We start from the raw sequence: 25713 nt of genomic DNA on the forward strand, positions 1-25713 counted from the left end.
TTAAGAATTGGGGGAATATATTCATATGAAGAATAAAAAAGTGTGGGTGATATCTGCAGCATCATTAGCGGGGATAATAGTTGTTGTAGGTATTTTTACAGCATATATATTTTCAAGAGTTAATAAATATAATTTATTAGTTTATCCAAAAATAAAGGTACATGGTGTAGAAATCGGGGGAGAAAGTAAAGAAGAAGCTAAAAAAATTTTGAATGAATATTTTTCAAATGAGATAAATAAAAAAATAATAAAGATAAAGGTTGGAGATAAAGAGTATAATTTAAAAAGTGAAGATGTAGATGTTCAAGTATCTATTGATGATACTGTAGAAGAAGCATATGAGTATGGAAAGAGTGGTAGCACAATAGATAAATATAAAAATTTAAAAAAGGAAAAGGAATACCCAATTAAAGTTACGTTTGATGAAAATAAGGTTAATGAATATTTATCAACAATAGAAAAAGAAGTGAATAAGGATGCAACGGATGCAACTATTGAATTAAAAAATGGACAATTTATAACTAAAAGTGGAGCTGACGGATCAAAATTAAATATTGATAAGTTAAGTAAAGATGTCACAGAAGAATTAAGTTCAGATAAATTTGATGGAGAAGTGGTTATTGAAGCAGAAGTAGAAGCGGTTAAGCCTACTATTAAAGAAGAGGATCTTAAGACTATAAATACGAAAATTTCGTCTTTTAGTACAAACTTCGGTACATCTGTAGATGGTAGAGTGACAAATATAAAATTAGCTACAGCAGCTATAAATGGTAAAGTTGTGATGCCAGGAGAAGAATTTTCTTATAATGAAGTAGTAGGAGATACAACTGCAGATAGAGGATATCAAAAAGCAGGAACTTATGTTGGTAATAAAGTTGTCGAAGGATATGGTGGAGGAATATGTCAGGTATCTAGTACATTATATAATGCTATTATGGGAGCTAATATAAGGTCTACAGAAAGATTAAACCACAATATGCCAGTATCTTATGTAGGAATAGGGTGTGATGCCACTATAGCTTATGGATATATAGACTATAAGTTTAAGAATACACTAAAACATCCTATTTATATATCATCATATACATCTGGGTCTATATTAACTTTTGATATATATTGCAATGAATCTGATTATGATCCTAGTACAACTTATAAGTTAAGAGGTGAGCAAACAGGTCAAAGAAATGGAGATAAATATACTGTTAATAGTTACTTAGATACTTATAAAGATGGTGTTCTAGTAGATTCAGAGTATATATCTACAGATACTTATAGAGATCATGAATAAATTTATTTGAAATTGCCAATAATTGTAGATAACTTAAATATAAGGAGGCTACAATTATTGGCATTAATAATAGTGTTTTCAGTATTATCATTTATCGGTGCGATGATAAGTACATTTTACTATCATAAAGAAGAAATAAAAGAAATTAAACTTATAGAATGTGGTATTAATCCTTTGAGGTGGATAGTATTTATATTAAGTATTTTAGGAATAATAAGATTTATATATTATGTTATTGATATAAATGCTATTTATGAAGGACTCATATATATAATGATCATTACTTTAATTTTATTAAATGTAATAAATGAAGATATCATTACTGGACTTGGTGTAGCAACAATAAGTTTGCATGATGGTTGTATATATAAAGTAAAGTGGAGAGACTTAGAAGAGTGGAGCATACAGAATAATAAATTATATATTAAAACTAGTAATAGTTCTAATATTAAAATTAAGTTTCCAAGAAGAAAAAAGAAAAATATGATTAAAATACTTAGATATGATCTTAGACTTTGTGATAAAGAAAAATAAAAAAGGCTGGAGCGCAATAAATTAATGTTGTGCTCCAGCTTTTTTTAAGCTAAAGTAATTTCCTTAACTAGTTGATCCATAAGATCTGGAACTGTAGTGATTTTATCTATCCTATAGGCATTTTCACCACAGAAAACTAATCCATCATCAATATCACCCTTAACAGCATTTATAAGAGCATTAGATATGCAGTATGGCGTTGTTGATGGTTTGCATGGTATTAAGCAATTATAACATTTAGGAATTTTCATATTTTCATTAGAAATTTTTTTAATAAATTTGTTTATTATAGCTCTTCCAGGCATACCAACAGGACTTTTTACTATAGAAATATCTTCTTTTCTACTATTAACATATGCCATCTTAAAATTTATATCAGCATCACATTCTTCTGTAGCTACAAATCGTGTAGCCATTTGTACACCATCAGCACCTAATTTAAGATATTTTGCAATATCTTCACCAGTAAAAATACCACCAGCAGGTACTATAGAAATGTGTTTATTATATTTTTCCTCATAAGGTTTCTTTAATTCTATAATATCTTTTATATATTGATCAAAGTCTATAGAATCTATATTATCAAGATCTTTAGTTGAAAAACCTAAATGGCCGCCAGCTTTTGGACCTTCGATTACAATCAGATCAGGTGCGACGTTATGTTTTGTATCCCATGCTTTAAGTATAACTCTAGCAGATTTTGGAGTTGAAACGATAGGCGCTATCTTAGTATCTGTTCCTTTTACTAGTTTAGGAAGATGAAGAGGAATTCCGGCACCAGAAATTATAAGATCAACTCCTGCTTCTATTGCAGCAGCTACATGTTCAGCATAATAATTAGTAGCTACCATTATGTTTATACCAACAATACCTTTAACAGCTTTTTCTTTTGCTATTCTTATATGTTTTTTTAGAGCAGTTAAGTTAGCAGCTAAAGAATCACTTTCAAAATTATCTTCATTGTATCCTATTTGAGCTGTTGAAATTATACCAACACCACCTGCCTTAGCTACGGCACCAGCAAGAGATGAAGAAGAAACACCTATACCCATTCCGCCTTGGATTATAGGTATACGAGCTGTTAAGTTTCCAATTTTCAAACCTGTAAAGTCCATGATCTAAATCCCCTTTTATTGTAATTTTATTTTGATAGTCAAAATAACTATATGGTAACTATATTATACAATTTATCCAATGTCAATTAATAAAATATCAATAAAGTGTTAATAATCTTAATAAGGATATAGAGAGGTTAAAAATACAGTGATAGTAAATACATTAGTTGAACAGAAAATTAACCTAATGTATAATATATGAAAGTATTAATTATTAAAGGAGATAAAAAATGACAAATAAAATTTTAGCTCAAATAGACGATAAAGTTATTACAGAAAGTGAAATAGACAGCGCATTAAAGCAATTGCCACAAGAACAAGCAATGTATTTTAATACTCCAGATGGAAGAGCACAATTATTAGAACAGTTAGTTAATTTTGAAGTGTTTTTAAAATATGCTAAGGAAAATAACATAGAAGAGGAAGAAGAGTTTAAAACTCAATTAAAGAGAGTTAAAGAAGAAATATTAGTACAATATATGTATTCAAAAATAATGAGAGAAGCTACTGTAGAAGAAAAAGAATTAGAAGACTACTATAATGTAAATAAAGATACATTTACAGAAGGGGAGTCTGTTAGAGCTAAGCATATATTAGTTGCTACAGAAGATGAAGCACTTAAAGTAAAAAAAGAAATTGAAGAAGGATTATCTTTTGAAGAAGCAGCACAAAAATATTCTACTTGCCCATCAAATGTTTCAGGTGGAGACTTAGGATTTTTCCATGCTGGTCAAATGGTACCTGAATTTGAAAAAGCTGCTTTTGAAGCTGAAATTGGAGATGTTACAGAGCCAGTTCAAACTCAATTTGGATTCCATTTAGTAAAAGTAGAAGAAAAGAAACCAGCTGTTGTAAAATCTTTCGAGGAAGTTAAAGATGTAATAAGAAAAAATATTTTAACTGATAGACAAAGATATAAAGTTGCATCTAAAGCTGATGAATTAAGAAAAGCTTATAATGTAACAATTAATCAATAATTATAGTAATGTAAGAGGCTGTTGCACGGGTAGTGTGGCAGCTTTTTTTACGACACAAATTAGGGCACATGGCACAAGGCACATGGCACAGGTGTGGAAGAAATTCCTACGGAATTTCTTGGAACATAAATGTTAAATTTGGGGGGATAGAGTAGGTTGGTTTTCTTAAGTTAGTTGTATTTGATACAAAGGTCGTTACAAGGGGATAATGAAGGTTGTACCTTCATATAGCTTGAACTGAGATTTCAGGATTTGTAGTAAATGTGAATTGCAAAAGTTGATCTAAGTTAACTAACAAAAATACATAAATTACAGAATAAATATAAGTGAGAATAAATTTTTTTGAAAAGTATATTGACAAATCCCCATAGCTTTGGTAAGATAAACAAGTCGCCAAGAGGTGGCACAATGATCTTTGAAAATTGAACAGAAGAAACATATAACCAGTTAATTCTTTTAATTGACATTATATAATGTCAGCTAGTACTAAGCTAGTAAATCAAACTTGGAAGAGTTTCGTATTCGCTAGAGACAAGCAGGACGAGGAAGCTAGGAGTGAATGAGTGAACTATACTTTGTATGTGAACGAATGAACGACGACGCTGACAAAGTAATGCGTAGTTTATAGTAGAATACTAATACAGAATTATTAATTAATTCGAAGGAACTTTTTAAATTGAGAGTTTGATCCTGGCTCAGGACGAACGCTGGCGGCGTGCTTAACACATGCAAGTCGAGCGAACAAAGCTCCTTCGGGAGTGGAGTTAGCGGCGGACGGGTGAGTAACACGTGGGTAACCTGCCTTATAGAGGGGGATAGCCTTCCGAAAGGAAGATTAATACCGCATAAGAAGTAGAAGTCGCATGGCTTTAGCTTTAAAGGAGCAATCCGCTATAAGATGGACCCGCGGCGCATTAGCTAGTTGGTGAGGTAACGGCTCACCAAGGCGACGATGCGTAGCCGACCTGAGAGGGTGATCGGCCACATTGGAACTGAGACACGGTCCAGACTCCTACGGGAGGCAGCAGTGGGGAATATTGCACAATGGGCGAAAGCCTGATGCAGCAACGCCGCGTGGGTGATGAAGGTTTTCGGATCGTAAAGCCCTGTCTTTTGGGACGATAATGACGGTACCAAAGGAGGAAGCCACGGCTAACTACGTGCCAGCAGCCGCGGTAATACGTAGGTGGCAAGCGTTGTCCGGATTTACTGGGCGTAAAGGGAGCGTAGGCGGACCTTTAAGTGAGATGTGAAATACCCGAGCTCAACTTGGGTGCTGCATTTCAAACTGGAGGTCTAGAGTGTCGGAGAGGTAAGTGGAATTCCTAGTGTAGCGGTGAAATGCGTAGAGATTAGGAAGAACCCCGGTGGCGAAGGCGACTTACTGGACGATAACTGACGCTGAGGCTCGAAAGCGTGGGGAGCAAACAGGATTAGATACCCTGGTAGTCCACGCCGTAAACGATGAATACTAGGTGTGGGGGTTGTCATGACCTCCGTGCCGTCGCAAACGCATTAAGTATTCCGCCTGGGGAGTACGGTCGCAAGATTAAAACTCAAAGGAATTGACGGGGGCCCGCACAAGCAGCGGAGCATGTGGTTTAATTCGAAGCAACGCGAAGAACCTTACCTAGACTTGACATCTCCTGAATTACTCTTAATCGAGGAAGTCCCTTCGGGGACAGGAAGACAGGTGGTGCATGGTTGTCGTCAGCTCGTGTCGTGAGATGTTGGGTTAAGTCCCGCAACGAGCGCAACCCTTATTGTTAGTTGCTACCATTAAGTTGAGCACTCTAGCAAGACTGCCGTGGTTAACGCGGAGGAAGGTGGGGATGACGTCAAATCATCATGCCCCTTATGTCTAGGGCTACACACGTGCTACAATGGTGAGTACAAAGAGACGCAAAACCGTGAGGTGGAGCAAAACTCAAAAACTCATCCCAGTTCGGATTGTAGGCTGCAACTCGCCTACATGAAGTTGGAGTTGCTAGTAATCGCGAATCAGAATGTCGCGGTGAATACGTTCCCGGGCCTTGTACACACCGCCCGTCACACCATGAGAGCTGGTAACACCCGAAGTCCGTGAGGTAACCGCAAGGAGCCAGCGGCCGAAGGTGGGATTAGTGATTGGGGTGAAGTCGTAACAAGGTAGCCGTAGGAGAACCTGCGGCTGGATCACCTCCTTTCTAAGGATATATGTTTAGGGAGAACCTAAGCAAAAAGGTTTATGTCTTCTGTTCAATTTTGAAAGATCAGAAAAAACTCCTGAAGAATAAATTCTTCAGGAGTTTTTTATTATTCTCTTAAATAAATTTTATTTTCATCTAGAGTGGTAGTAAGCTTGTTAGTAAAAAAATTATAAATAGTTTGGCTAATATCTTTTGCAAAAAACGAGAATATAGTAAGTGTTGATATTAGAACTATGGCTACTATTAAATATAGATAATTATGAATTTTAATATTATTTTCTATGATACGAGGATTTTCTTTTATATCAACAGATGTAGAAGAGGTCTTTTTTGTTTTCAATGATTCTTCTAATAAATTATTATCCATGATTAAGTATCTCCTTTCAATTTTTGAATCAGTAAAAAGTGCATATTTCTTAATACATATATTAGATAAATCAAAACCTCAAAATGTTATAAATAATTTTTTAAAATCAATAACTATAATTTCAGCACATGGGATAATAAATTAATATAAGTATGAAAAGTACTAGGAGAGAGGAATGATGAAAGAACTCGGCACATTACAAATAGAAAAGGTTGGAAAATAAAAATGCATTAGTGTATAATTTAGGTATATTTTTACAAATTAATGTTGGAGAGCTAATAGATAAATAGGAATTTGCTGGGATGTGTAAATCAGAATTGTTAATTTTATTTTTGAAGTGGAGGAGTTTCAATGAGTAGTTTTTTAGAACAACCTCAAAATTATTCATATACCAGATTCGAGCTTATTTTGGGACAATATAGGCATGTTATGTGGCATGTAGGACTTTCTTCAGCAATAACCTTTTTGGCAGATGGACATGGAACGAAATATACTGGATTAGTTAAATTTGCAGCACCAGATATAGAAAATTTGGAGGTTGATTATGAAAAAATGGTATGATGAGGAGTATGAATTTGAAATTGAGGTAACTGGGTTTCTTCACAGTGACCATACAGAACGGTACTGTCGAAATGGCGAGGAAGTCGGGGATAAGTATACCTGCACCTATGGCTGTCCTATAAATTCGGATGGACAGGGTATCTGTTCCAAGGTTATGATGATTATGTTCCCAATTATGGAGTCAGTCAGAAGTGGAGGAGATTTAGAGAACATTGGGGGTAATGATAAGTATAGTAAGGATATTGTATGCCCAGATGGTTGCGTCATGTTTAGGCTAACGGCAAAGAAACTTGGCAATGATAATTTTTATAAAGGGAAATTTTTTGATTAATTTTGATTTTTATTGTGTTCAGTTTAAAGATAAGCCTAAATATTCTAATTTATATAACAGTAAAATGTTACGTAAATTAAAACTAAAAACTAGTATATATTATAGCTTCTGAAATTGGTTAAGAAATAAAAGTTGTTATAGATGAAATAGATAGTTGGGCTAAAACTGTTTTTAAAACTGATAAGATATTTAGAAGGAGATCCTTTGTATTATGCTCATTTTAAGGTTATTTTAAAATAAAGAAAAAAATATTAAAAATAGTGTTGACATATTACGAATTAATTTATATAATGATATTCGTTGCTGAGAGCAACAGAAAAAAATAAGTTCGCTAGAAGCGAGCAAATTGTTCTTTGAAAATTGCATAGTTACAATAAAGACTTTAAAATCTATTATAGATTTACTGATTTATATACCTATACTAATCTAGTAAAGATTGTATAGATTTATTCGCTAGAAACAAGCAGTACGAGGAAGCAAGGAGCGAATGAGTGAACAATACTTTTGTATGTGAACGAAATGAGCGACGTAGCTGACGAAGTAATGCGCAGTTTATAGTAGAATAAATGATAGGTCAAGCTACAAAGGGCGCAGGGCGAATGCCTTGGCACTAGGAGCCGATGAAGGACGTGATAAGCTGCGATAAGCTGTGGGTAGCCGCACATAGGCCGTGATCCACAGATTTCCGAATGGGGAAACCCACATGAGAAACCTCATGTATCCTTAAGTGAATACATAGCTTAAGGAAGGTAACCCGGGGAACTGAAACATCTAAGTACCCGGAGGAAGAGAAAGAAACATCGATTTTCTGAGTAGCGGCGAGCGAAACGGAAAGAGCCCAAACCAAGAGCTTGCTCTTGGGGTTGCGGACAGTTCATAAATACTTTGGAATTCTAGTCGAAGACAACTGGAAAGTTGCACCGCAGAATGTAATAGTCATGTAGGCGAAAGAACGAAAAAGTCAGAACTGATCCAGAGTACCACGAGACACGTGAAACCTTGTGGGAAGCAGGGAGGACCACCTCCCAAGGCTAAATACTACCTAGTGACCGATAGTGAAGCAGTACCGTGAGGGAAAGGTGAAAAGAACCCCGGGAGGGGAGTGAAATAGAACCTGAAACCCTGTGCCTACAACCGGTCGAAGCACCTTATGTGTGTGACGACGTGCTTTTTGTAGAACGAGCCAACGAGTTACGGTATGCAGCAAGGTTAAGTACTTATGGTACGTAGCCGAAGGGAAACCAAGTCTGAATAGGGCGACTAGTTGCATGCTGTAGACCCGAAACCGGGTGACCTATCCATGGCCAGGTTGAAGCGAGGGTAAAACCTCGTGGAGGACCGAACCACGTTGGTGTTGAAAAACCATGGGATGAGCTGTGGATAGCGGAGAAATTCCAATCGAACTCGGAGATAGCTGGTTCTCCTCGAAATAGCTTTAGGGCTAGCGTCTGGTAAATTAAGTGATGGAGGTAGAGCACTGAATGGGCTAGGGGGCCGCGAGGCTTACCGAACCTTATCAAACTCCGAATGCCATACACTTGTACCCAGGCAGTCAGACTGCGAATGATAAGATCCGTAGTCAAAAGGGAAACAGCCCAGACCGTCAGCTAAGGTCCCTAAATGTAGATTAAGTGGTAAAGGATGTGAGGTTTCTAAGACAACTAGGATGTTGGCTTAGAAGCAGCCACTCATTTAAAGAGTGCGTAATAGCTCACTAGTCGAGAGACCTTGCGCCGAAAATGTCCGGGGCTAAAATCTACTACCGAAGCTACGGACTCCTAACGGAGTGGTAGAGGAGCTTCCTGTATGGGCTGAAGTCGTACCGAAAGGAGCGGTGGACTGTACAGGAGTGAGAATGTTGGCATAAGTAGCGAGAATTGAGTGAGAATCTCAATGGCCGAAAATCTAAGGTTTCCTGGGGAAGGCTCGTCCGCCCAGGGTTAGTCGGGACCTAAGCCGAGGCCGAAAGGCGTAGGTGATGGACAATCGGTTGATATTCCGATACTACCAAATGACGTTATTACCAATGGAGTGACGCAGGAGGATAGGGTGTGCAGACTATTGGATGTCTGTCTAAGCACTTAGACATGTCTCTAGGCAAATCCGGAGACTAAGTTGAGGTGTGATGGGGAGCTCGTATGAGCGAAGTACCTGATTCCACGCTGCCAAGAAAAGCTTCTAGGGAGGAGTTTGGTACCCGTACCGCAAACCGACACAGGTAGATGAGGAGAGAATCCTAAGGCCAGCGGAAGAATTGCAGTTAAGGAACTCGGCAAATTGACCCCGTAACTTCGGGAGAAGGGGTGCCTACAGAAATGTAGGCCGCAGAGAATAGGCCCAAGCAACTGTTTAGCAAAAACACAGGTCTCTGCTAAAGCGAAAGCTGATGTATAGGGGCTGACGCCTGCCCGGTGCTGGAAGGTTAAGGGGATCACTTAGCGCAAGCGAAGGTGTGAACTTAAGCCCCAGTAAACGGCGGCCGTAACTATAACGGTCCTAAGGTAGCGAAATTCCTTGTCGGGTAAGTTCCGACCCGCACGAATGGCGTAATGATTTGGGCACTGTCTCAACTGCAAATCCGGCGAAATTGTAGTACCAGTGAAGATGCTGGTTACCCGCGATTGGACGGAAAGACCCCGTAGAGCTTTACTGTAGCTTAGCATTGAGATTTGGTATTGTCTGTACAGGATAGGTGGGAGACTAGGAAGCATGGGCGTCAGCCTGTGTGGAGTCATCCTTGGGATACCACCCTGACAGTACTGAATTTCTAACCGGAGGCCTTGAATCAGGTCACGGGACATTGTTAGGTGGGCAGTTTGACTGGGGCGGTCGCCTCCTAAAAAGTAACGGAGGCGCCCAAAGGTTCCCTCAGAACGGTCGGAAATCGTTCGAAGAGTGCAAAGGCAGAAGGGAGCCTGACTGCGACACTTACAAGTGGAGCAGGGACGAAAGTCGGGCTTAGTGATCCGGTGGTTCCTCGTGGGAGGGCCATCGCTCAACGGATAAAAGCTACCTCGGGGATAACAGGCTGATCTCCCCCAAGAGTCCACATCGACGGGGAGGTTTGGCACCTCGATGTCGGCTCGTCGCATCCTGGGGCTGTAGTAGGTCCCAAGGGTTGGGCTGTTCGCCCATTAAAGCGGCACGCGAGCTGGGTTCAGAACGTCGTGAGACAGTTCGGTCCCTATCCGTCGCGGGCGTAGGAAATTTGAGAGGAGCTGTCCTTAGTACGAGAGGACCGGGATGGACTGACCTCTGGTGTACCAGTTGTTCCGCCAGGAGCACAGCTGGGTAGCTATGTCGGGAAGGGATAAACGCTGAAAGCATCTAAGCGTGAAGCCCACCTCAAGATAAGATTTCCCATGACGTTAAGTCAGTAAGACCCCTGGAAGACTACCAGGTTGATAGGTCAGAGGTGTAAGTGTGGTAACATATTTAGCTGACTGATACTAATAGGTCGAGGGCTTGTCCAATGTATATAAAAAAGTTTATTGTAGCATGCAATTTTGAAAGAACAATATCTTTCAAATCTGGTGATGATGCCTCTAAGGGATACACCCGTTCCCATACCGAACACGATGGTTAAGCCTCAGAGGGCCGATGGTACTGCACGGGAGACTGTGTGGGAGAGTAGGATGTTGCCAGGTAAATATATAAATGAGATATATAATAATGAATTAAGTTTCTTTATTATATATCTTATTTTTTTCTTTTTGTTTTAAATTCTTTCTTCCATACTATATTAAAATCAATATTTTTTAATAGAATATAATATTAAATAAGTATTAGCAGGATATTTTTCTTGTAAAGTAAATTAAAACGTCTTAAAATATTGCATAAGGAAGGGGGACTAACGATGAAAGTATCAGATTATCATAAACAAGGTTATAATTGTGCAGAAGCAATGATAAAAACATATAATGAAGAGCATGGAACTGATATACCTGTAAGTTTAGGAAGTGGTATGGGAAGCGGGTTTACATCAGGAAGTTTATGTGGAGCTATATCAGCGGCAACTATGATTATAGGTTATTTAAAAGGAAGAGAAGAGAGTACAGAAGGCAATATGGCTAGAGGATATACAAAAGAAATGATGGATGCCATCATAGAAAAATATAATACACATCTTTGTAGAGATCTTAAGGCTAATAAAATAACTTGTGAAGAAATAGAAAATTATACTTATGATCTTTTAGTAGATATATTAAAGTAAGTGTAATAATTTACATAGTATTAAAATCTTCTATAAGCTAAAACTTATATTGATAGCTTTATAGGAGGTGGAAAAAATGACAAAAGAAAAGAAAACAGCAGAGAACAATCAATGGTCAGGAGAACATAAATGTTGTTGTGGACATAAAAAAGAAAAGTCTGCCACAGATAATCAATGGACTTCTACTAATAAGAATTAATAGTATATTGATTTTAAACTTAGCTTATAGTAACATATAAGAAATGAAGGGGTGTCTCATTATAAGATTGAGGCACTTTTTTAATTAATTATAAAAAGATATACACATAAAATATATAACTTATGATAAAAATGTGGATAAGTACATAAAATTCATATTGGATTGTGGATAAGGGAGAACAATAGATGAAAGAAGATAGAATTGTAGAAAGATTTTTAGAATATGTTCAGATTGATAGTGAAACTAAAAACGAAGGTGAGTTTGCTAAAAGATTAAAATTAGATTTAGAAGCATTAGGTTTTGAAGTTTATGAAGATGATGCTGGAAAAAAAGTTGGGTCAAACACAGGAAATTTAATTGCTACTTTAAAAGGAGATAAAGATGCTGAAACTATAATGTTTAGTTGTCATATGGATACAGTATCTCCTGGAAATGGAATCAAACCTGTGATTAAGGATAATGTTATATATAGTGATGGAACTACTATATTAGGTGGCGATGATAAAGCTGGAATAGCAGCTTTATTAGAGGCTGTAGTTAAAATAAAAGAAGAGAATATAAGTCATGGTGATATTCAATTTATCTTTACTATAGCAGAAGAAGGTGGATTGTTTGGATCTAAAAATTTAGATTATTCTAAGTTAAAAGGAAATAAATGTTTTGTATTAGATAGCGGTGGGGATATCGGAACAATAGTTACTAAAGGTCCAGCGCAAGATAAAATATCTGTAGTTATAAAAGGAAAGCCAGCTCATGCAGGAGTTTGTCCGGAAGAAGGAATAAGTGCTATAGAGATAGCAGCAAAAGCTATTAGTAACATGAAGTTATTAAGGATTGATGAAAACACTACAGCTAATATTGGAAAGATTACAGGGGGCGTTGCTACTAATGTAGTGTGTCCAGAAGTGACAATAGAAGCAGAAGCAAGAAGTACTGTTATAGAGAGCCTAGATTCGCAAACAGAACATATGGTTAAGACTTTTGAAAGAGTGGCAGAATCTTTTGGAGGAAGCGTTGAAGTTAATGTTGAGAGAATGTATGGCGAATTTGTAATAGAAGAAAATGAAGAAATCGTTGATAAAGCTAAAAAGGCAATTAAAGCTTTAGGAATAGAGCCAATAGTTACATCCACTGGTGGTGGTAGTGATACTAATATATTCAATGGAAATGGAATAGCAGCTGTAAATCTTTCTAGTGGGGAGAGAGCTCCACATACATTAGAAGAGCATGTATATATTGATGATTTAAAATTATTAAGAGATTTAGTTTTAGAGTTAATAAAAGAGTAGTTTTATAAAAAATGGAGCTATCGCTGATGAGTTTTTCTCGTTTATTGCGATAGCTCCATTTTTCTATTCATTATTAACTAAATTATCAGAAACATTTTTAATAGTATCAACTTGCATTGCTATTTCTGTAAATTCTCCTTGAAGTTCCTCAAGGTTTGAAGTCATAGTATCTATAGATAAGTTTGTAGATTTATTTATTGATTTCAATTCATTCATATTTGATTTAATTGTGTCGCCTTGAGTGTTTAATATAGACATTAGAGAGTTTATATCTTGTACATGATCAACCATAGCATTTTGCATAGAGAATACTTCATCAAAATCAGAGTGAGAATTTGATATTGAATTAATATTAGTATTTACTATATTGCTAGTAGAATCAATAGCCTCTACTACAAGAGAAACATAATCTGTAATGTCAGATAGCATATTTTTGATATCATCAGCGGCTTTATTAGAAGATGATGATAAATTTTTAATCTCTTCAGCAACTACCATAAATCCTTTTCCGGACTCACCAGCACGTACAGCTTCGATAGAAGCATTTAAAGATAATAGTGTAGTTTGTTCTGCTATTCCGTTTATTAATGTTACAGCATTAAGTATTTGCTTTGTTTTTTCTTCTAAAGAAAGAACTTTATCTTTAGAGTTAGCAGTAGAATCTTTAATAGTACCTAATTCAGATATTACGTTAGAAAGATTCTCTCTACTTCTATTAGTTATTTCAGTAATTTTCTTATTATGCTCATGTATGTCTTTAGTCTTTTCTAAAGTAGTATCTATATTATGTATAATTTCATTTATAGATTTATCTGTAGATGAAATAGCATTTATCATATTATCAGAATTTGTGTTTACAGTTACAACAAAATTATTAACTTCTGCTAAAGCTCTATTTGATTGAGAAACACTACTATTAAGAGTAGTGATAGACTCTGCAACTTCATTAGCCAGAATATTTGTATTATCTAAAATAGATGCAATATTATTATTTAACTTATATGCTTTTATAAGTAGGTTGCTAGAATTTTTACAATTTGATAATAGTAACATTCCTATCATAATTAATTGAATAGTAAAATAGACAGAGTACATCATAGCAGAGTGTAATGAGTTATCTAAAAAGTTACCTGTATCTATAAATGGTTGGAAGAAAGTAATAATAATCATAGCTATAGTATTAAAAACTAAAAGATTTCGTGCAAGTTTAAAATCGTAATACAAGCAAGCTATTGATGTTGGTAATATTAGTATGTATGGTACAGAGATCCAAGTAAGGAAAAAAGCAATAAGACAAATAGCGTTAATTGTATAGATAGTAATCCTTTTATAGTATTTTTTATCAGGTGAAACCTTATAGTATACTAGTGGAATAATAATAAGAAAATATGATGAGAAATATACTATATCGTATATAGAAAAATCAAATAAACTTTTTTGTGTTATAAAAAATATAAAATTTAAAATAAAAAGTATCGCGCCTACTTTGCAAATTTTATTTAGTTGAATATCGATTTGTTTATCATTTTCTGAAAAAATATTATTTGTATTCATATTGTGCCCCCCTTAAAATGCATAAAAAAACATAAAATAAAATTTAAATATATTCAAAATAACAATATAGTTATTATATCGTTAAAATATATAATAACTTGAATAAGTTCTTTTATATGTAAACGGTATTAATAAATAATTAACTAATATACTATTGAATTAGAGAATATATATATTTATAATAAAGTAATAAGATAGTTAATAAGAAAAATATATACCTTATAAAGATAGTGATGAGAAATAGTATCTTTAAATGATTCTTTTAGAGAGCTGAAGATGGTGGAAATTCAGTAGATAGTTTAGAGAGAAGCAGTCTTTGAATCTCATGCTGAGAACTAGAAAAGTTTTTCTAATGTAGGCATTGACGTGATCCTCGCGTTATAGAGGATGGATTATTATAATCTAGCTGAGTGAGCAGTAATTTTATTGCTTATTAGGGTGGTACCGCGAAGTAAACCTTCGTCCCTTTTTGGGATGGAGGTTTTTTATATTATATACGACAGGGGGCAATTATAATGGAAGAAATCTTAGAGATTTTAGAGAAGAATAGTAGATATACTGATGAACAAATTGCTGTAATGGTTGGTAAATCAGTAGAAGAAGTAAGAGATGCAATAAGAGATTATGAAGAAAAAAGTATAATAGCAGGATATACAACTCTTGTTAATTGGGAGAATACAGGTAAAGAAACAGTTACAGCATTAATCGAAGTAAAGATCACACCTCAAAGAGGAGAGGGTTTTGATAAAGTAGCTGAAAGAATATACAAGTTTCCACAAGTAAAAGCTTGTTATTTAATGTCTGGTGGATTCGACTTAACTGTTATAGTAGAAGGTAAAACTATGAAGGAAGTGGCTATGTTTGTTTCAAGTAAACTAGCAGTGCAAGAACACGTATTAAGTACTGCCACTCATTTTGTTCTTAAGAAATATAAGGATCATGGTATGATGTTTAAAGAAAAGAAATTAGATGATAGGGAGGCTATATTTATATGAGACTAGAGGATATGATTTTAGATAATGTAAAAAATATGCCTCCATCAGGCATAAGAAAATATTTCGATATGGTAAATGAAATGGAAGATGTAATTTCTTTAGGGGTAGGAGAACCTGACTTTGTTACACCTTGGAATGTAAGAGAGGCTGGAATATACTCTTTAGAAGTAGGAAGTACACATTACTCATCAAATGCTGGATTTATTGAATTACGTGATGAGATATGCAAATACTTAAATAGAAGATTTAATTTAAAATATGATCCAAGAAGTGAAGTATTAGTTACTGTAGGTGGAAGTGAAGGCATAGATGTAGCACTTAGAGCTTTAGTTGGGCCAGGAGATGAAGTAATAGTTCCAGAGCCAAGCTTTGTAGCTTATAAGGGATGTACAGCTTTTACTGGTGCTACAGCTAAGGTTTTAAATCTTAGAGCTGAAGATGAATTTAAATTAACAGCTGAGAGGTTAGAAGAAGCTATAACAGAGAGAACTAAAGTAGTTATAATACCATTTCCAAACAATCCAACTGGGGCTATTATGACTAGAGAAGAGCTTAGGCCTATAGTTGATGTTTTAAAAGATAAAGATATAATTATACTTTCTGATGAAATATATGCTGAACTTACTTATGGAGAAAATCATGTATCTATAGCTAGTTTCCCAGAAGTTAGAGATAAAACACTACTTATTAGTGGATTTTCAAAAGCTTATGCAATGACTGGGTGGAGACTTGGATATATATGTGGACATCCTGTATTAATGGATGCTATTAAAAAGATTCACCAATATGCACTTATGTGTTCACCTACTACAGCACAATATGCAGCTATAGAGGCACTTAAAGGTGGCGATGATAGTGTAAAAGAGATGGTAAAAGAGTATAATAGAAGAAGAAGGGTATTAGTAGATGGTTTTAAAAAATTAGGACTAGATTGCTTTGAGCCTTTAGGAGCATTTTATGTATTTCCATGTATAGAATCTACTGGTATGACATCAGATGAATTTTGTGAGAAACTTCTTATGAGCGAGAAAGTACTTACAGTACCAGGTAATGCTTTTGGTGAATGTGGAGAAGGATATATAAGGGCTTGTTATGCATCATCTATGGAAAATATAATGGAGGCATTAAAGAGAATAGAAAGATTTCTTGAAAAAAATAGAGATAAAATAGAATAGGGATGTTGAATAACTGTTAACGAAAACTTATAAAAAATTATGAATAAGTGTTACGTTTTGCAACTTTTTACGAATAAAGGGGATTGAAATTATAGATACTACTGAAAGATAAAATATTCAATAAAGCCAAGAAAATGGTTAAGGAGTTGCTTTATTATGATAAAAACATTAAAAGTAATGTTAATTCCTAATAATAAACAGAGGTCTAAATTATTTCAATCGGCAGGCGTAGCCCGTTTTGCTTATAACTGGGCATTAGGTAGAGAACAAGAAAATTATAAAGATTGTGGTACTTTTCTATCTGATTATAATTTAAGAAAAGAATTTACTAAATTAAAAACACAGGAAGAATATAAATGGCTTAATGATTATTCTAATAATATAACTAAGCAGGCAATTAAAGATGCTTGTTTAGCTTATAAGAGATTTTTCAAGGGACAGTCTGGTTTTCCCAAATTTAAAAGCAGAAGAAAATCAAAAACAAGTTTTTATATGGATACTGATAAAATCCAGTTTACAAATAAAAAAGTTAAACTTGAAAAAATAACATTAAGCAGAAAGAAAAATAAACAGAAACTTAATTGGATAAGACTTGCTGAAAAAAACAGAATACCAATAGATAGCAAGTATATTAATCCAAGAGTAACATTTGATGGTGTTAACTGGTGGATTAGTGTCGGTATAAAGTATGCCGATAATACAGAAGTACCAGTAAATGATGGTCTAGGAATTGACTTAGGAATAAAGGACTTAGCAATATGCAGTGATATTGATAAACCGTATAAAAATATAAATAAAACTGAAGAAATAAGAAAATTAAAAAAGAAAAAACGTAGGTTACAACGTAAGATATCAAGAAAATATCTAATAAATAAGAAAGGAGAAAGTTACTGCAAAACAAGTAACATTATGAAAGCTGAAAAAAAATTATTAGAACTTAATCATCGATTAACAAATATTCGTCATAATTATTTACATCAAACAACTACTGAAATAATAAACCGAAAACCAAAGTTTATTGTTTTAGAAGATTTAAATGTAAAAGGTATGATGAAAAATAAGCATTTATCAGAAGCAATTGCAGAACAATGCTTCTATGAGTTTTATAAACAGATTGAATATAAATCATCATGGAACAATATTAAATTTATAATTGCAGATCAGTTCTATGCAAGTAGTAAAACGTGTTCATGTTGCGGATCAATAAAGAAAGACTTAAAACTAAGTGATAGAATTTATAGATGTGATAATTGCAATACTGTAGTTGACAGAGATAAGAATGCAAGTATTAATTTATATAATTATGGTAAATCAATAGCTTAGTTAGCTAAACAACACTATTGATGTGTACCGATACGTTAGTTGGGAATTTACGCCTTTGGAGTATCATACCAAATGTGAGTAGTTTTAGATATTTATTTATTATGAAAGCAGATACATTGAAAAAGGAATGAAACGTAAGGTTTTATATAATTTTTATAAACTTTTATAAGTTTTCAGTAACGGAGAATTTGTGAATTGGTTAAATAAACTTGAGAGAAAGTTTGGTAAATATTATATTCATAATTTAATAACGATAATTGTGGTTATGAATGCTATAGTATATTTTTTAGCATTAATAGGTGGAGAATCAGCAAATATGTCAAACCTTATGTTGGTGCCTCAAAAAGTTATGAATGGTGAGATATGGAGGCTTGTAACATTTATTTTTATACCACCAAATACTACACCTTTATTTATATTACTTAATTTATTTTTCTTCTATTATGCAGGGAAAGGTCTAGAAGAAGCATGGGGTGGATTCAAGGTTAATGTATTTTATCTTGTAGGGATGATTTTTACAATAATTGCATCATTTATAACAGGATGGCCAGCATGGAGTGATGGATTACAATTAATGCTTATAATAGCATTTGCACTATCATATCCTAATATGGAAATTTTATTTTGGGGTATTATACCATTAAAGCTTAAGTATCTCGCAGTTATAGATATAGTATTTCTTTTAGTAGAATTAAAACAAATTCCTTTCGTAGGTTATGCTATAGTGGAAATAGCGCCATTATTAGCAATTCCAATATTCTTTGGTGGAACTTTAGTTACAAATATAAAATATCAGAAAAAGAAAAATAATCGTAAGAAGAGTAACTTAAAAGTTATAAAAGGATATACTCATAAATGTACTATTTGTGGGCTAACAGATATACAAGATCCAGATATGGATTTTAGATATTGTTCTAAGTGTGAAGGAAAGCATTGTTACTGTAGTAATCACATTATGAATCATGAGCATATAACTGCGAAAGATAAATTAAAATAGAATCTATGTTGGGGGAAATATTATGTTGGATTCAGCCAGAGAGTTAATAATTACAGTTTTAGCTGTATTAATCGCGATATCTATGCATGAGTTATCTCATGGTTATGTATCGTATAAATTAGGAGATCCTACACCTAAAGAAGATGGGAGATTATCTTTAAATCCTTTTGCCCATCTTGATATAATGGGAACATTATGTCTTATATTTTTTAATTTTGGATGGGCAAAACCTGTTAAGGTAAATCCTTATTACTATAAAAATCATAAACTTGGCATGGTTTTAGTGGCAATTGCAGGGCCAATTATGAACTTTATTATTGCATTTCTAAGCATTATGGGAGTTGGCATAATTATAAAAATCTCCGATGGACAGTTAGGAAATATATCATATAACATATATGTATTTTTACAATATTTAGCTCTTATAAATATTGGTCTGGGGACTTTTAATTTAATTCCTGTTCCTCCATTAGATGGATCAAAAGTTTTAGGAGCAATTATACCAGAAGATAAATATTTCTCATATATGAAGTTTGAGAAGTATGGATATATTGCATTAATGATATTACTTTTCATAGGAGTTTTAGATGTACCACTAGGATATGTGAGAGAGTTTATTATAAATGGAATGATGGGGTTAGTTTCATTTATATTAGGAATGTAAACAAATTGTAATAACAGGATAAATTTAGTTGTTATTTTTATAAAAATGTATTAAGATATAATCATAATATTAAACGGCGATGATGCTATTAAGTTTTTAATAGCATCATTTTTTGTTTTTTGAAATATTTTTTGTGTTATAAATAAAATTTATGTGGGGGTATTGGTATGGAGGATGTGAAGATAGTAGCAGTACAGTATAAATCAATATTAGGAAATATAAAAGAAAATGTACTTAAGATTAAGAATATTATAAAGAATATTATGAAAGAACAACCGGATTCAAGACTTATAATATTCCCTGAGTTAGCATTATCCGGATATGATTGTTTTGGAGATATGAAAAATATAGCGGAGACAATAGAAGGAGATGCTATAAATGATATTTGTGCTATTGCAAAAGAGGAAAAAGTATCTTTAATAGTAGGTTATCCTGAAAGAGATGTTTATGAAGATAAGATTTATAATTCATTAATTTATATAGGAAAAGATGGCATAGTACAAGGTAATTATAGAAAGATAAATTTATTGCATAATGAAAAGAAGATTTTTTATCCTGGTAACAGTTGTAAGGTTATAAAAACTGAATTTGGAAAGCTGGGATTATTACTAGGATGGGATGTGATTTTTTCTATGCCATCGAAGTATTATGCAGAAGAATCAACAGATTTTCTTATTGTGTCTGCTGCATGGGAAAAGTTATATTCTAACCAGTGGAATTTTAATATGAAAAATAGAGCAGAAGAAAATTCCTGTGCCGTTATCGGCGTAAATACTATAGGAAGTTGTGGTGATATAAGTCTTCTTGGAAGAACCCTATTTGTAAATTCTAGAGGTAATTCAATAAAAGTCTGTGAAGATAAAGAGGATGTATATATTTCTTATAGTTTTAAGATAAAGTCTATGTCCCATATTGATATAAATAACGAATTTGATTCAGAAGAGTTTTCAGAAGAGGCATATATGGACGAGATTATAGAAATATAGGCAGAGCACAGGTAACAAGGCACAAGGCACAGGGAATAAGTAATATTTATAAATAAAAAAATAAGGTATCTTTCTAGATTTAGAAGATGCCTTATTTTATCGTGGTTGCGGGGGCAGGACTTGAACCTACGACCTTCGGGTTATGAGCCCGACGAGCTGCCAACTGCTCCACCCCGCGATATTATATAATTAAGTTACAAGAATTATTATAGACCTATTGAATTGATAAGTCAAATATAATTTCTTTAAATATCTAAATATTTTGAAAATTATTATATAATTATTGAGTTTTAAATAATATATATTAATATTTTAACTTCAAAAAATGTTATAATTGATATATTATAATGATGTCATGGTTAATATATATTATAGATAGGCAATTAAGGAGGGACTAACATATGAATAGTCTTACTAGTGATGAGATGACTATAAAAGCAGATGATTTAGATAAATTAATAGATAAAATTAATCTTATTGATATAAGAGAAGATTATGAGTATGATGAAGGTCATGTAAAGGGTGCTAAAAATATACCAATGAATGATTTGATTCAGGAACCAGAAGAATACTTAGATATCAATGAAAAGTATTATATAATTTGCCATTCAGGAAGAAGAAGTGATTTTACTTGTAGAATACTTAGAGACGCTGGATATAATGTAGTGGATGTGTTATACGGTACAGAAGGATATCCAGGAGATTTAGAAATAGAATAGTTTTAGGAGGAGATATGTTATGGCTATAGTATTAAGTGGAAAAGAGTTTGATAATGAAGTTTTAGAAAGCGAGGGAGTAGTATTAGTAGATTTCTTTGCAGAATGGTGTAATCCATGTAAGATGTTAGCTCCTATTTTAGATGAAGTAGCAGCAGATATGGAAGGAAAGGCAAAGATATTTAAGGTAGATGTAGATGAAGCAGGAGAATTAGCTGATAGATATGATATTACTACTATACCACACTTAATAATTTTTAAAGATGGGGAAGTTGTTGAAGAAATAGGAGGATTCCATCCAAAAGAATCATTAATAGAAAAATTAGAAGAATATTGTAAGTAAAAATTTCTTATAGGGATATGAATATGAATATGAGTATGAGTAATAGATATGATATAGCTATAGTAGGTACTGGTCCAGCAGGATTATCAGCTGCTATAAATGCAAAAATAAGAAATAAAAACATCATATTATTTGGTACAAGAAATTTAAGTAATAAAGTAATGAAAGCTCCTAAAGTTAATAATTACTTGGGATTACCTAAAGTAACAGGTGAAGAGCTAAAGGATACTTTTTTGAGTCATATTGATGATATGAATATTAAAATAACAGAGGAACGAATAAATAATATATATGCCATGGGAAAATATTTTAATTTAATGGCTAATGACAAGGTCTATGAAGCTTCCACTGTTATATTAGCTACAGGGGTAGAATTTAGAGCTCCACTGAAAGGAGAACTAGAATACTTAGGAAGAGGAGTCGGTTATTGTGCCACTTGTGATGCACCGCTTTATAGAGGAAAGAAAGTCACAGTTATTGGGTATAATAAAGAGTCTATAGAAGAGACAAATTTCATAAGTGAAATAGTAAGTGAAGTAAATTTTGTACCAATGATAAAAGGTGATTTAAATTTAAAGGATAATATTAATATAATAAAATCAAGGCCAATATCTATCGAAGGGGACAGAAAAGTAAAAAAATTAGTTTTAGATGATGGTGAGATAGATACTGATGGGGTTTTTTTATTAAAAGATAGTATCGCACCAGGACAACTTGTCCCAGGTTTAGAAATGGAAGATCAGTATATTAAAGTTAATAGAAAAATGGAAACAAACATAAAAGGATTGTATGCTGCTGGAGATATAATTGGGAAACCATATCAATATATAAAATCAGCTGGTGAAGGACAAGTAGCGGCGTTAAATGCCGTAAGTTATTTAGATGAACTTAAGAATAAATAATTTGCAGTATAAAGTGAATTGCGGTTTTAAAATGGAGCTTCGATAACAAATTTTCATTTGTTATTGAGACAGCTCCATTTTTTTATTTATTGAAGTAGAATTTCCTATAATTGAAAATTACTACTTAATAGAATATAATCTAGTTAGGGAAAATCTAAAGAATCATAGGGGGATTATCTAATGAAGGAATGCGCAAAGGAATTTATTGAGTTTTTAAAAAGTAAGGGATTTGAAATAAGAGTAAAGGAAGAAGAAAAAACAATAATTGTAGGATTTATTTCTGCAATTGATAAAGAGAAGAAAGTTTTTTTTACCATTGTATTTGATGAAGAGGATTACAGAATATTAATACAAGGAGCAAAGTTCCTTCCAAAAATAAAAGAAGAGAGAAGACCTCTTGTATATGAAGCTATAAATATAGCTAATGATACAGGATTAAACTACAAATATACAACTACAGAAGATGAAGTGTTCATTGATGGATATTACTTAATAAGAATTTTAGATAACTTCAATATTAATATGCTTAATAGAATTATTATAGAAATGCAAGATCGTATCAAAAGTGATTACGAAATATTTATGAAAGTAATGAACTAAGGGGGGGTGAGTATTATGTTATGTAAAAACGCAGAATTATTTTTAGAAGAAGCAAAAAGAAGAGGAATAGAAGGAATTGAAGTTAAGGAAGAAGAACATAATTTACAAAGAGCTATGTTTTATCAAGACTTAGATAATGGTATAGAAATGAGAAACATGGTTATATTTGATAGCAATAATGATGTAGTAGTTGTAAGTGGTATGGACTTTGTAACAGGGGTAAATATGGAAAAGAGATATATTATTTATGATGTATTATCTCAATTAAATAGGGTTATAGATAACTTTACATATATATTGAAAAAGGGTCAAATTGTAATAGATTCTACTTACTTAGTAGGTGGCGGAGATAATTTCGACGCAGCTATACTATTTGATATACTTATAAAGATGAAGGCTATTGTAAATAGAGATGCTATTCATTTGATTAAATTAGCACATTAGGATGTTTGAAATAGGATATAAATAATTAGAAAACTATATTAACATGTGACTTTAAGGATATGTTGATATAGTTTTTTTATTTATATATTTTTAGGAGGAGAATTTATGAAAGTAAAATTTACAACTTTTCAAAGGGTAATAGATGGGGAAGGTGATTAGGTAATAATGTTAGGAAATTTATTAAAAATGTGGTTTATGTTATTGGATGGAAGGGTTAGACAGATAAAAGATATTGCGAGAGAATTAGAGGTAAGTGAAAGACAAGTAAAAAGATATAAAGAAGAATTAGCAGTTTATGTTGATATTGAATCTATAACTGGAAAGTATGGTGGATATAGATTAAGAGAAACATATATTCCATTTAAAGGATTATTAACAGAAGAAGAAACAGAATTGTTGAGATATTATATAGATTCATTAGATAGTTTTCCATTAGAAGAAAAAGATAAAATCAATAAAATTATAGGAAAAATAAATTATTCTATATTAAATAAAAATGATAATGTATCAAATTTTAATGAGATTATTCCATATTCAACAGTAAGAATGATGGATGAGAATAGGAAAAATTTAATATCTGATATATATAAAGCTATTGTTGAAAACAGGGAGGTAGATATAACTTATAAGAATAATAACGGGAAATGTACAAAAAGAAAGGTACAACCATATAAATATATAACCTATAAGGGAGAAAAATATCTTGTTGCGTATTGTTTGATGAGAGAAGATATCAGGTATTTTAAGATGATAAGAATACAGTGTTACAAGCTGTTAGATTCTATATTTAATAGGACGATAGATATAGATAATGTTATAAATCAAGAAATACACAATAGTGTAGGTATATTTGGAGGTAAGGAGTATAAATTAGTTTTAGAAGTTTCACCTCCTATGGCAAATACAATTAGTGAGAGAATATGGGTGGAAGATCAATGTGTAGAAGAGTTAGAGCAAGGGGAAATACGATTTACGGCAACAATGAAAGGTGGTCCAGAGATTATATCATGGATTTTAAGTATGGGAGATACTGTTAAAGTAATAGAACCACTAGAATTGAAAGATGAAATAGGAGAAAAGTTAAAAAAGATGATAAGAAATTTATAAAAGTTATAATTAGTGACATTATATGTCATCAAACTATGATAATATAAAATTATCAGCAAGGAATGCAGAGAAATCAGAAGAAAGGAGGAGGAGTAATGAGAATTAGAATTGTCGGAAGGGTGAAAGATGGAATAATTCCTATAGGATATAGGATGATGATTGTTAGTTTATTAAAAAAGGCAATAGAGAAAGGAGATAAGGAGTATTTTAATAAGTTATATTATTATAACGAAAAAAAGAATAAAAAAATAAAATCATTTTGTTTTGGTACGTATCTTCAAAATTTTATGTTTGAAGAAGAGGGGATTAAAGTAGACGGAAAGATAAATATCACAATTTCTACCCCAGATTATATGTTAGGAGTATCTATGTATAATGGACTACTAAAGTTAAGTACATATAAGTATAAAGATAAATATGAGTTTATAAAGGAAAAAGTTATTTTAGAAAAAGAGAAGATTATAAGTGATGAACATGTAGTTTTAAAAACACTTTCGCCTATAGTAATGAAAGACAGTGAAGGTAAAAAGGTTGATATTGATAGTGAAAATTATGAAAAGGAATTAAATTATATATCAAATATAATATTGGAATCTTATAGGGGATATGGTTTAAAAAGAAAGCTTGTATTTATACCAGTCAATATGAAAAAAAGTGTAGTTAAAGAAGAAATTGCTGGATTTACAAAGGAAATAAATAAAAGATATATATACATAAATGGCTATTCAGGGATATTTACTATGGAAGGTGATGTAGAAGATTTAAATTTACTTTTGCAGTTAGGTATAGGATTTAGGAGAAGTGAAGGATTTGGATTAATTAGTTTGGTTTAAGGGGGTGAAAA

General features: G+C 32.9%; 24 protein-coding genes, 1 tRNA gene, 3 rRNA genes and 1 other annotated feature. Of the genes, 24 read left to right on the plus strand and 4 right to left on the minus strand.

Annotated features, from left to right (window positions below; all coding sequences use genetic code 11):
- The first annotated feature begins 25 nt into the window (after positions 1-25).
- Both CM240_RS00875 and CM240_RS00880 read left to right on the plus strand, forming a co-directional pair.
- Positions 26-1288 carry a VanW family protein gene (locus tag CM240_RS00875; protein WP_051483616.1) on the plus strand — a complete coding sequence of 421 codons (1263 nt, stop codon included), beginning with the start codon at positions 26-28 and terminating at the stop codon, positions 1286-1288.
- A gap of 57 nt (positions 1289-1345) precedes the next feature.
- Entirely contained in the window at positions 1346-1822 is a 477-nt protein-coding gene (locus CM240_RS00880; RefSeq protein ID WP_044035822.1) for a hypothetical protein, read from the plus strand.
- Positions 1823-1866: 44 nt separating this feature from the next.
- Here the strand turns inward: CM240_RS00880 and CM240_RS00885 are convergent, their stop codons facing one another.
- Entirely contained in the window at positions 1867-2937 is a 1071-nt protein-coding gene (locus tag CM240_RS00885) for an NAD(P)H-dependent flavin oxidoreductase (protein ID WP_044035823.1), read from the minus strand.
- 230 nt (positions 2938-3167) lie between these two features.
- Between CM240_RS00885 and CM240_RS00890 the strand changes: the two genes are divergently transcribed.
- Together CM240_RS00890 and CM240_RS00895 are read left to right on the plus strand one after the other, a co-directional pair.
- A complete protein-coding gene (locus CM240_RS00890; RefSeq protein WP_044035824.1) occupies positions 3168-3914 on the plus strand; it encodes a peptidylprolyl isomerase in 747 nt (248 codons plus the stop codon).
- A gap of 672 nt (positions 3915-4586) precedes the next feature.
- Positions 4587-6100 (plus strand): 16S ribosomal RNA (locus CM240_RS00895).
- Between the two features lie 109 nt (positions 6101-6209).
- Here the strand turns inward: CM240_RS00895 and CM240_RS00900 are convergent.
- Positions 6210-6470 (minus strand): hypothetical protein, encoded by a 261-nt coding sequence (locus CM240_RS00900; RefSeq protein ID WP_044035825.1) that lies wholly within the window; start codon positions 6468-6470, stop codon positions 6210-6212.
- A 351-nt stretch (positions 6471-6821) separates the two neighbouring features.
- On the opposite strand from CM240_RS00900, the gene CM240_RS00905 reads away from it, so the two are divergent.
- The 7 genes from CM240_RS00905 (at position 6822) to CM240_RS00930 (ending at position 13063) form a co-directional block, all read left to right on the plus strand.
- The gene (locus CM240_RS00905; protein ID WP_044035826.1) at positions 6822-7031 is read left to right on the plus strand and encodes a hypothetical protein; all 210 of its coding nucleotides are present in this window, start codon (positions 6822-6824) and stop codon (positions 7029-7031) included.
- Positions 7015-7362: a TIGR04076 family protein gene (locus CM240_RS00910; protein WP_044035827.1), complete on the plus strand. Its 348-nt coding sequence runs from the start codon at positions 7015-7017 to the stop codon at positions 7360-7362. Before CM240_RS00905 ends, CM240_RS00910 begins: the two co-directional genes overlap by 17 nt.
- 572 nt (positions 7363-7934) lie before the next feature.
- Positions 7935-10835, plus strand: a 23S ribosomal RNA gene (locus tag CM240_RS00915).
- A 56-nt stretch (positions 10836-10891) separates the two neighbouring features.
- Positions 10892-11009: ribosomal RNA gene (gene rrf / locus CM240_RS00920) — 5S ribosomal RNA — on the plus strand.
- The 16S, 23S and 5S rRNA genes sit together here, the layout of an rRNA operon.
- Before the next feature lie 209 nt (positions 11010-11218).
- The gene (locus CM240_RS00925) at positions 11219-11575 is read left to right on the plus strand and encodes a C-GCAxxG-C-C family (seleno)protein (RefSeq protein WP_044035828.1); all 357 of its coding nucleotides are present in this window, start codon (positions 11219-11221) and stop codon (positions 11573-11575) included.
- Positions 11576-11651: 76 nt separating this feature from the next.
- Positions 11652-11774 carry a hypothetical protein gene (locus CM240_RS18110; protein WP_278246570.1) on the plus strand — a complete coding sequence of 41 codons (123 nt, stop codon included), beginning with the start codon at positions 11652-11654 and terminating at the stop codon, positions 11772-11774.
- 185 nt (positions 11775-11959) lie between these two features.
- Positions 11960-13063, plus strand: coding sequence for a M20/M25/M40 family metallo-hydrolase (locus CM240_RS00930; RefSeq protein ID WP_044035829.1), 1104 nt, complete (start codon positions 11960-11962; stop codon positions 13061-13063).
- 63 nt (positions 13064-13126) lie between these two features.
- On the opposite strand, the gene CM240_RS00935 is transcribed toward CM240_RS00930, so the two are convergent.
- Positions 13127-14617 (minus strand): methyl-accepting chemotaxis protein, encoded by a 1491-nt coding sequence (locus CM240_RS00935; protein ID WP_044035830.1) that lies wholly within the window; start codon positions 14615-14617, stop codon positions 13127-13129.
- Positions 14618-14838: 221 nt separating this feature from the next.
- Positions 14839-15087 (plus strand) — a binding site (T-box leader).
- 45 nt (positions 15088-15132) lie between these two features.
- Here CM240_RS00935 and CM240_RS00940 point away from each other — a divergent pair.
- The 6 genes from CM240_RS00940 (at position 15133) to CM240_RS00965 (ending at position 20757) form a co-directional block, all read left to right on the plus strand.
- Entirely contained in the window at positions 15133-15612 is a 480-nt protein-coding gene (locus tag CM240_RS00940) for an Lrp/AsnC family transcriptional regulator (protein ID WP_044035831.1), read from the plus strand.
- Positions 15609-16787, plus strand: coding sequence for an aminotransferase class I/II-fold pyridoxal phosphate-dependent enzyme (locus tag CM240_RS00945; protein WP_044035832.1), 1179 nt, complete (start codon positions 15609-15611; stop codon positions 16785-16787). Before CM240_RS00940 ends, CM240_RS00945 begins: the two co-directional genes overlap by 4 nt.
- Positions 16788-16943: 156 nt before the next feature.
- The gene (locus tag CM240_RS00950; protein ID WP_044035833.1) at positions 16944-18110 is read left to right on the plus strand and encodes an RNA-guided endonuclease InsQ/TnpB family protein; all 1167 of its coding nucleotides are present in this window, start codon (positions 16944-16946) and stop codon (positions 18108-18110) included.
- A 190-nt stretch (positions 18111-18300) separates the two neighbouring features.
- Complete coding sequence (locus tag CM240_RS00955; protein WP_044035834.1) at positions 18301-19107, plus strand: ZZ-type zinc finger protein; 807 nt, start codon at positions 18301-18303, stop codon at positions 19105-19107.
- Positions 19108-19129: 22 nt separating this feature from the next.
- Positions 19130-19771 carry a site-2 protease family protein gene (locus CM240_RS00960; RefSeq protein WP_044035835.1) on the plus strand — a complete coding sequence of 214 codons (642 nt, stop codon included), beginning with the start codon at positions 19130-19132 and terminating at the stop codon, positions 19769-19771.
- Between the two features lie 167 nt (positions 19772-19938).
- Positions 19939-20757 carry a carbon-nitrogen hydrolase family protein gene (locus tag CM240_RS00965; RefSeq protein WP_044035836.1) on the plus strand — a complete coding sequence of 273 codons (819 nt, stop codon included), beginning with the start codon at positions 19939-19941 and terminating at the stop codon, positions 20755-20757.
- Between the two features lie 102 nt (positions 20758-20859).
- Here CM240_RS00965 and CM240_RS00970 read toward each other — a convergent pair.
- A tRNA-Met gene (locus CM240_RS00970) sits at positions 20860-20935 on the minus strand.
- Between the two features lie 223 nt (positions 20936-21158).
- On the opposite strand from CM240_RS00970, the gene CM240_RS00975 reads away from it, so the two are divergent.
- The 7 genes from CM240_RS00975 (at position 21159) to cas6 (ending at position 25702) form a co-directional block, all read left to right on the plus strand.
- A complete protein-coding gene (locus tag CM240_RS00975; protein WP_051483617.1) occupies positions 21159-21476 on the plus strand; it encodes a rhodanese-like domain-containing protein in 318 nt (105 codons plus the stop codon).
- A gap of 19 nt (positions 21477-21495) precedes the next feature.
- A complete protein-coding gene (trxA, locus tag CM240_RS00980) occupies positions 21496-21816 on the plus strand; it encodes a thioredoxin (protein WP_044035837.1) in 321 nt (106 codons plus the stop codon).
- Between the two features lie 35 nt (positions 21817-21851).
- On the plus strand, positions 21852-22718 hold the full coding sequence (locus CM240_RS00985) for an NAD(P)/FAD-dependent oxidoreductase (protein ID WP_044039626.1): 867 nt from the start codon (positions 21852-21854) through the stop codon (positions 22716-22718).
- A 180-nt stretch (positions 22719-22898) separates the two neighbouring features.
- Positions 22899-23318: a hypothetical protein gene (locus CM240_RS00990; protein ID WP_044035838.1), complete on the plus strand. Its 420-nt coding sequence runs from the start codon at positions 22899-22901 to the stop codon at positions 23316-23318.
- Positions 23319-23333: 15 nt separating this feature from the next.
- Positions 23334-23762, plus strand: coding sequence for a hypothetical protein (locus CM240_RS00995; RefSeq protein WP_044035839.1), 429 nt, complete (start codon positions 23334-23336; stop codon positions 23760-23762).
- A 165-nt stretch (positions 23763-23927) separates the two neighbouring features.
- Positions 23928-24869, plus strand: coding sequence for a helix-turn-helix transcriptional regulator (locus CM240_RS01000; protein ID WP_044035840.1), 942 nt, complete (start codon positions 23928-23930; stop codon positions 24867-24869).
- A 95-nt stretch (positions 24870-24964) separates the two neighbouring features.
- Positions 24965-25702 carry a CRISPR-associated endoribonuclease Cas6 gene (cas6, locus tag CM240_RS01005; protein WP_044035841.1) on the plus strand — a complete coding sequence of 246 codons (738 nt, stop codon included), beginning with the start codon at positions 24965-24967 and terminating at the stop codon, positions 25700-25702.
- Positions 25703-25713 lie beyond the last annotated feature (11 nt).

The sequence above is a fragment of the Clostridium bornimense genome (assembly GCF_000577895.1).
GTDB lineage: Bacteria > Bacillota > Clostridia > Clostridiales > Clostridiaceae > Clostridium_AN > Clostridium_AN bornimense.

Bases quoted from the DNA above. Each gene is read 5' to 3' on its own strand.
- CM240_RS00950 (WP_044035833.1), top strand. From the start codon at position 16,944: ATGATAAAAACATTAAAAGTAATGTTAATTCCTAATAATAAACAGAGG.
- CM240_RS01000 (WP_044035840.1), top strand. From the start codon at position 23,928: ATGTTAGGAAATTTATTAAAAATGTGGTTTATGTTATTGGATGGAAGG.
- CM240_RS00940 (WP_044035831.1), top strand. From the start codon at position 15,133: ATGGAAGAAATCTTAGAGATTTTAGAGAAGAATAGTAGATATACTGAT.
- CM240_RS00945 (WP_044035832.1), top strand. From the start codon at position 15,609: ATGAGACTAGAGGATATGATTTTAGATAATGTAAAAAATATGCCTCCA.
- CM240_RS00975 (WP_051483617.1), top strand. From the start codon at position 21,159: ATGAATAGTCTTACTAGTGATGAGATGACTATAAAAGCAGATGATTTA.
- CM240_RS00885 (WP_044035823.1), bottom strand. From the start codon at position 2,937: ATGGACTTTACAGGTTTGAAAATTGGAAACTTAACAGCTCGTATACCT.
- CM240_RS00875 (WP_051483616.1), top strand. From the start codon at position 26: ATGAAGAATAAAAAAGTGTGGGTGATATCTGCAGCATCATTAGCGGGG.
- CM240_RS00985 (WP_044039626.1), top strand. From the start codon at position 21,852: ATGAGTAATAGATATGATATAGCTATAGTAGGTACTGGTCCAGCAGGA.
- CM240_RS00965 (WP_044035836.1), top strand. From the start codon at position 19,939: ATGGAGGATGTGAAGATAGTAGCAGTACAGTATAAATCAATATTAGGA.
- cas6 (WP_044035841.1), top strand. From the start codon at position 24,965: ATGAGAATTAGAATTGTCGGAAGGGTGAAAGATGGAATAATTCCTATA.
- CM240_RS00900 (WP_044035825.1), bottom strand. From the start codon at position 6,470: ATGGATAATAATTTATTAGAAGAATCATTGAAAACAAAAAAGACCTCT.
- CM240_RS00960 (WP_044035835.1), top strand. From the start codon at position 19,130: ATGTTGGATTCAGCCAGAGAGTTAATAATTACAGTTTTAGCTGTATTA.
- CM240_RS00930 (WP_044035829.1), top strand. From the start codon at position 11,960: ATGAAAGAAGATAGAATTGTAGAAAGATTTTTAGAATATGTTCAGATT.
- CM240_RS00905 (WP_044035826.1), top strand. From the start codon at position 6,822: ATGAGTAGTTTTTTAGAACAACCTCAAAATTATTCATATACCAGATTC.
- CM240_RS00995 (WP_044035839.1), top strand. From the start codon at position 23,334: ATGTTATGTAAAAACGCAGAATTATTTTTAGAAGAAGCAAAAAGAAGA.
- CM240_RS00990 (WP_044035838.1), top strand. From the start codon at position 22,899: ATGAAGGAATGCGCAAAGGAATTTATTGAGTTTTTAAAAAGTAAGGGA.
- CM240_RS00935 (WP_044035830.1), bottom strand. From the start codon at position 14,617: ATGAATACAAATAATATTTTTTCAGAAAATGATAAACAAATCGATATT.
- trxA (WP_044035837.1), top strand. From the start codon at position 21,496: ATGGCTATAGTATTAAGTGGAAAAGAGTTTGATAATGAAGTTTTAGAA.
- CM240_RS00890 (WP_044035824.1), top strand. From the start codon at position 3,168: ATGACAAATAAAATTTTAGCTCAAATAGACGATAAAGTTATTACAGAA.
- CM240_RS00910 (WP_044035827.1), top strand. From the start codon at position 7,015: ATGAAAAAATGGTATGATGAGGAGTATGAATTTGAAATTGAGGTAACT.
- CM240_RS00925 (WP_044035828.1), top strand. From the start codon at position 11,219: ATGAAAGTATCAGATTATCATAAACAAGGTTATAATTGTGCAGAAGCA.
- CM240_RS18110 (WP_278246570.1), top strand. From the start codon at position 11,652: ATGACAAAAGAAAAGAAAACAGCAGAGAACAATCAATGGTCAGGAGAA.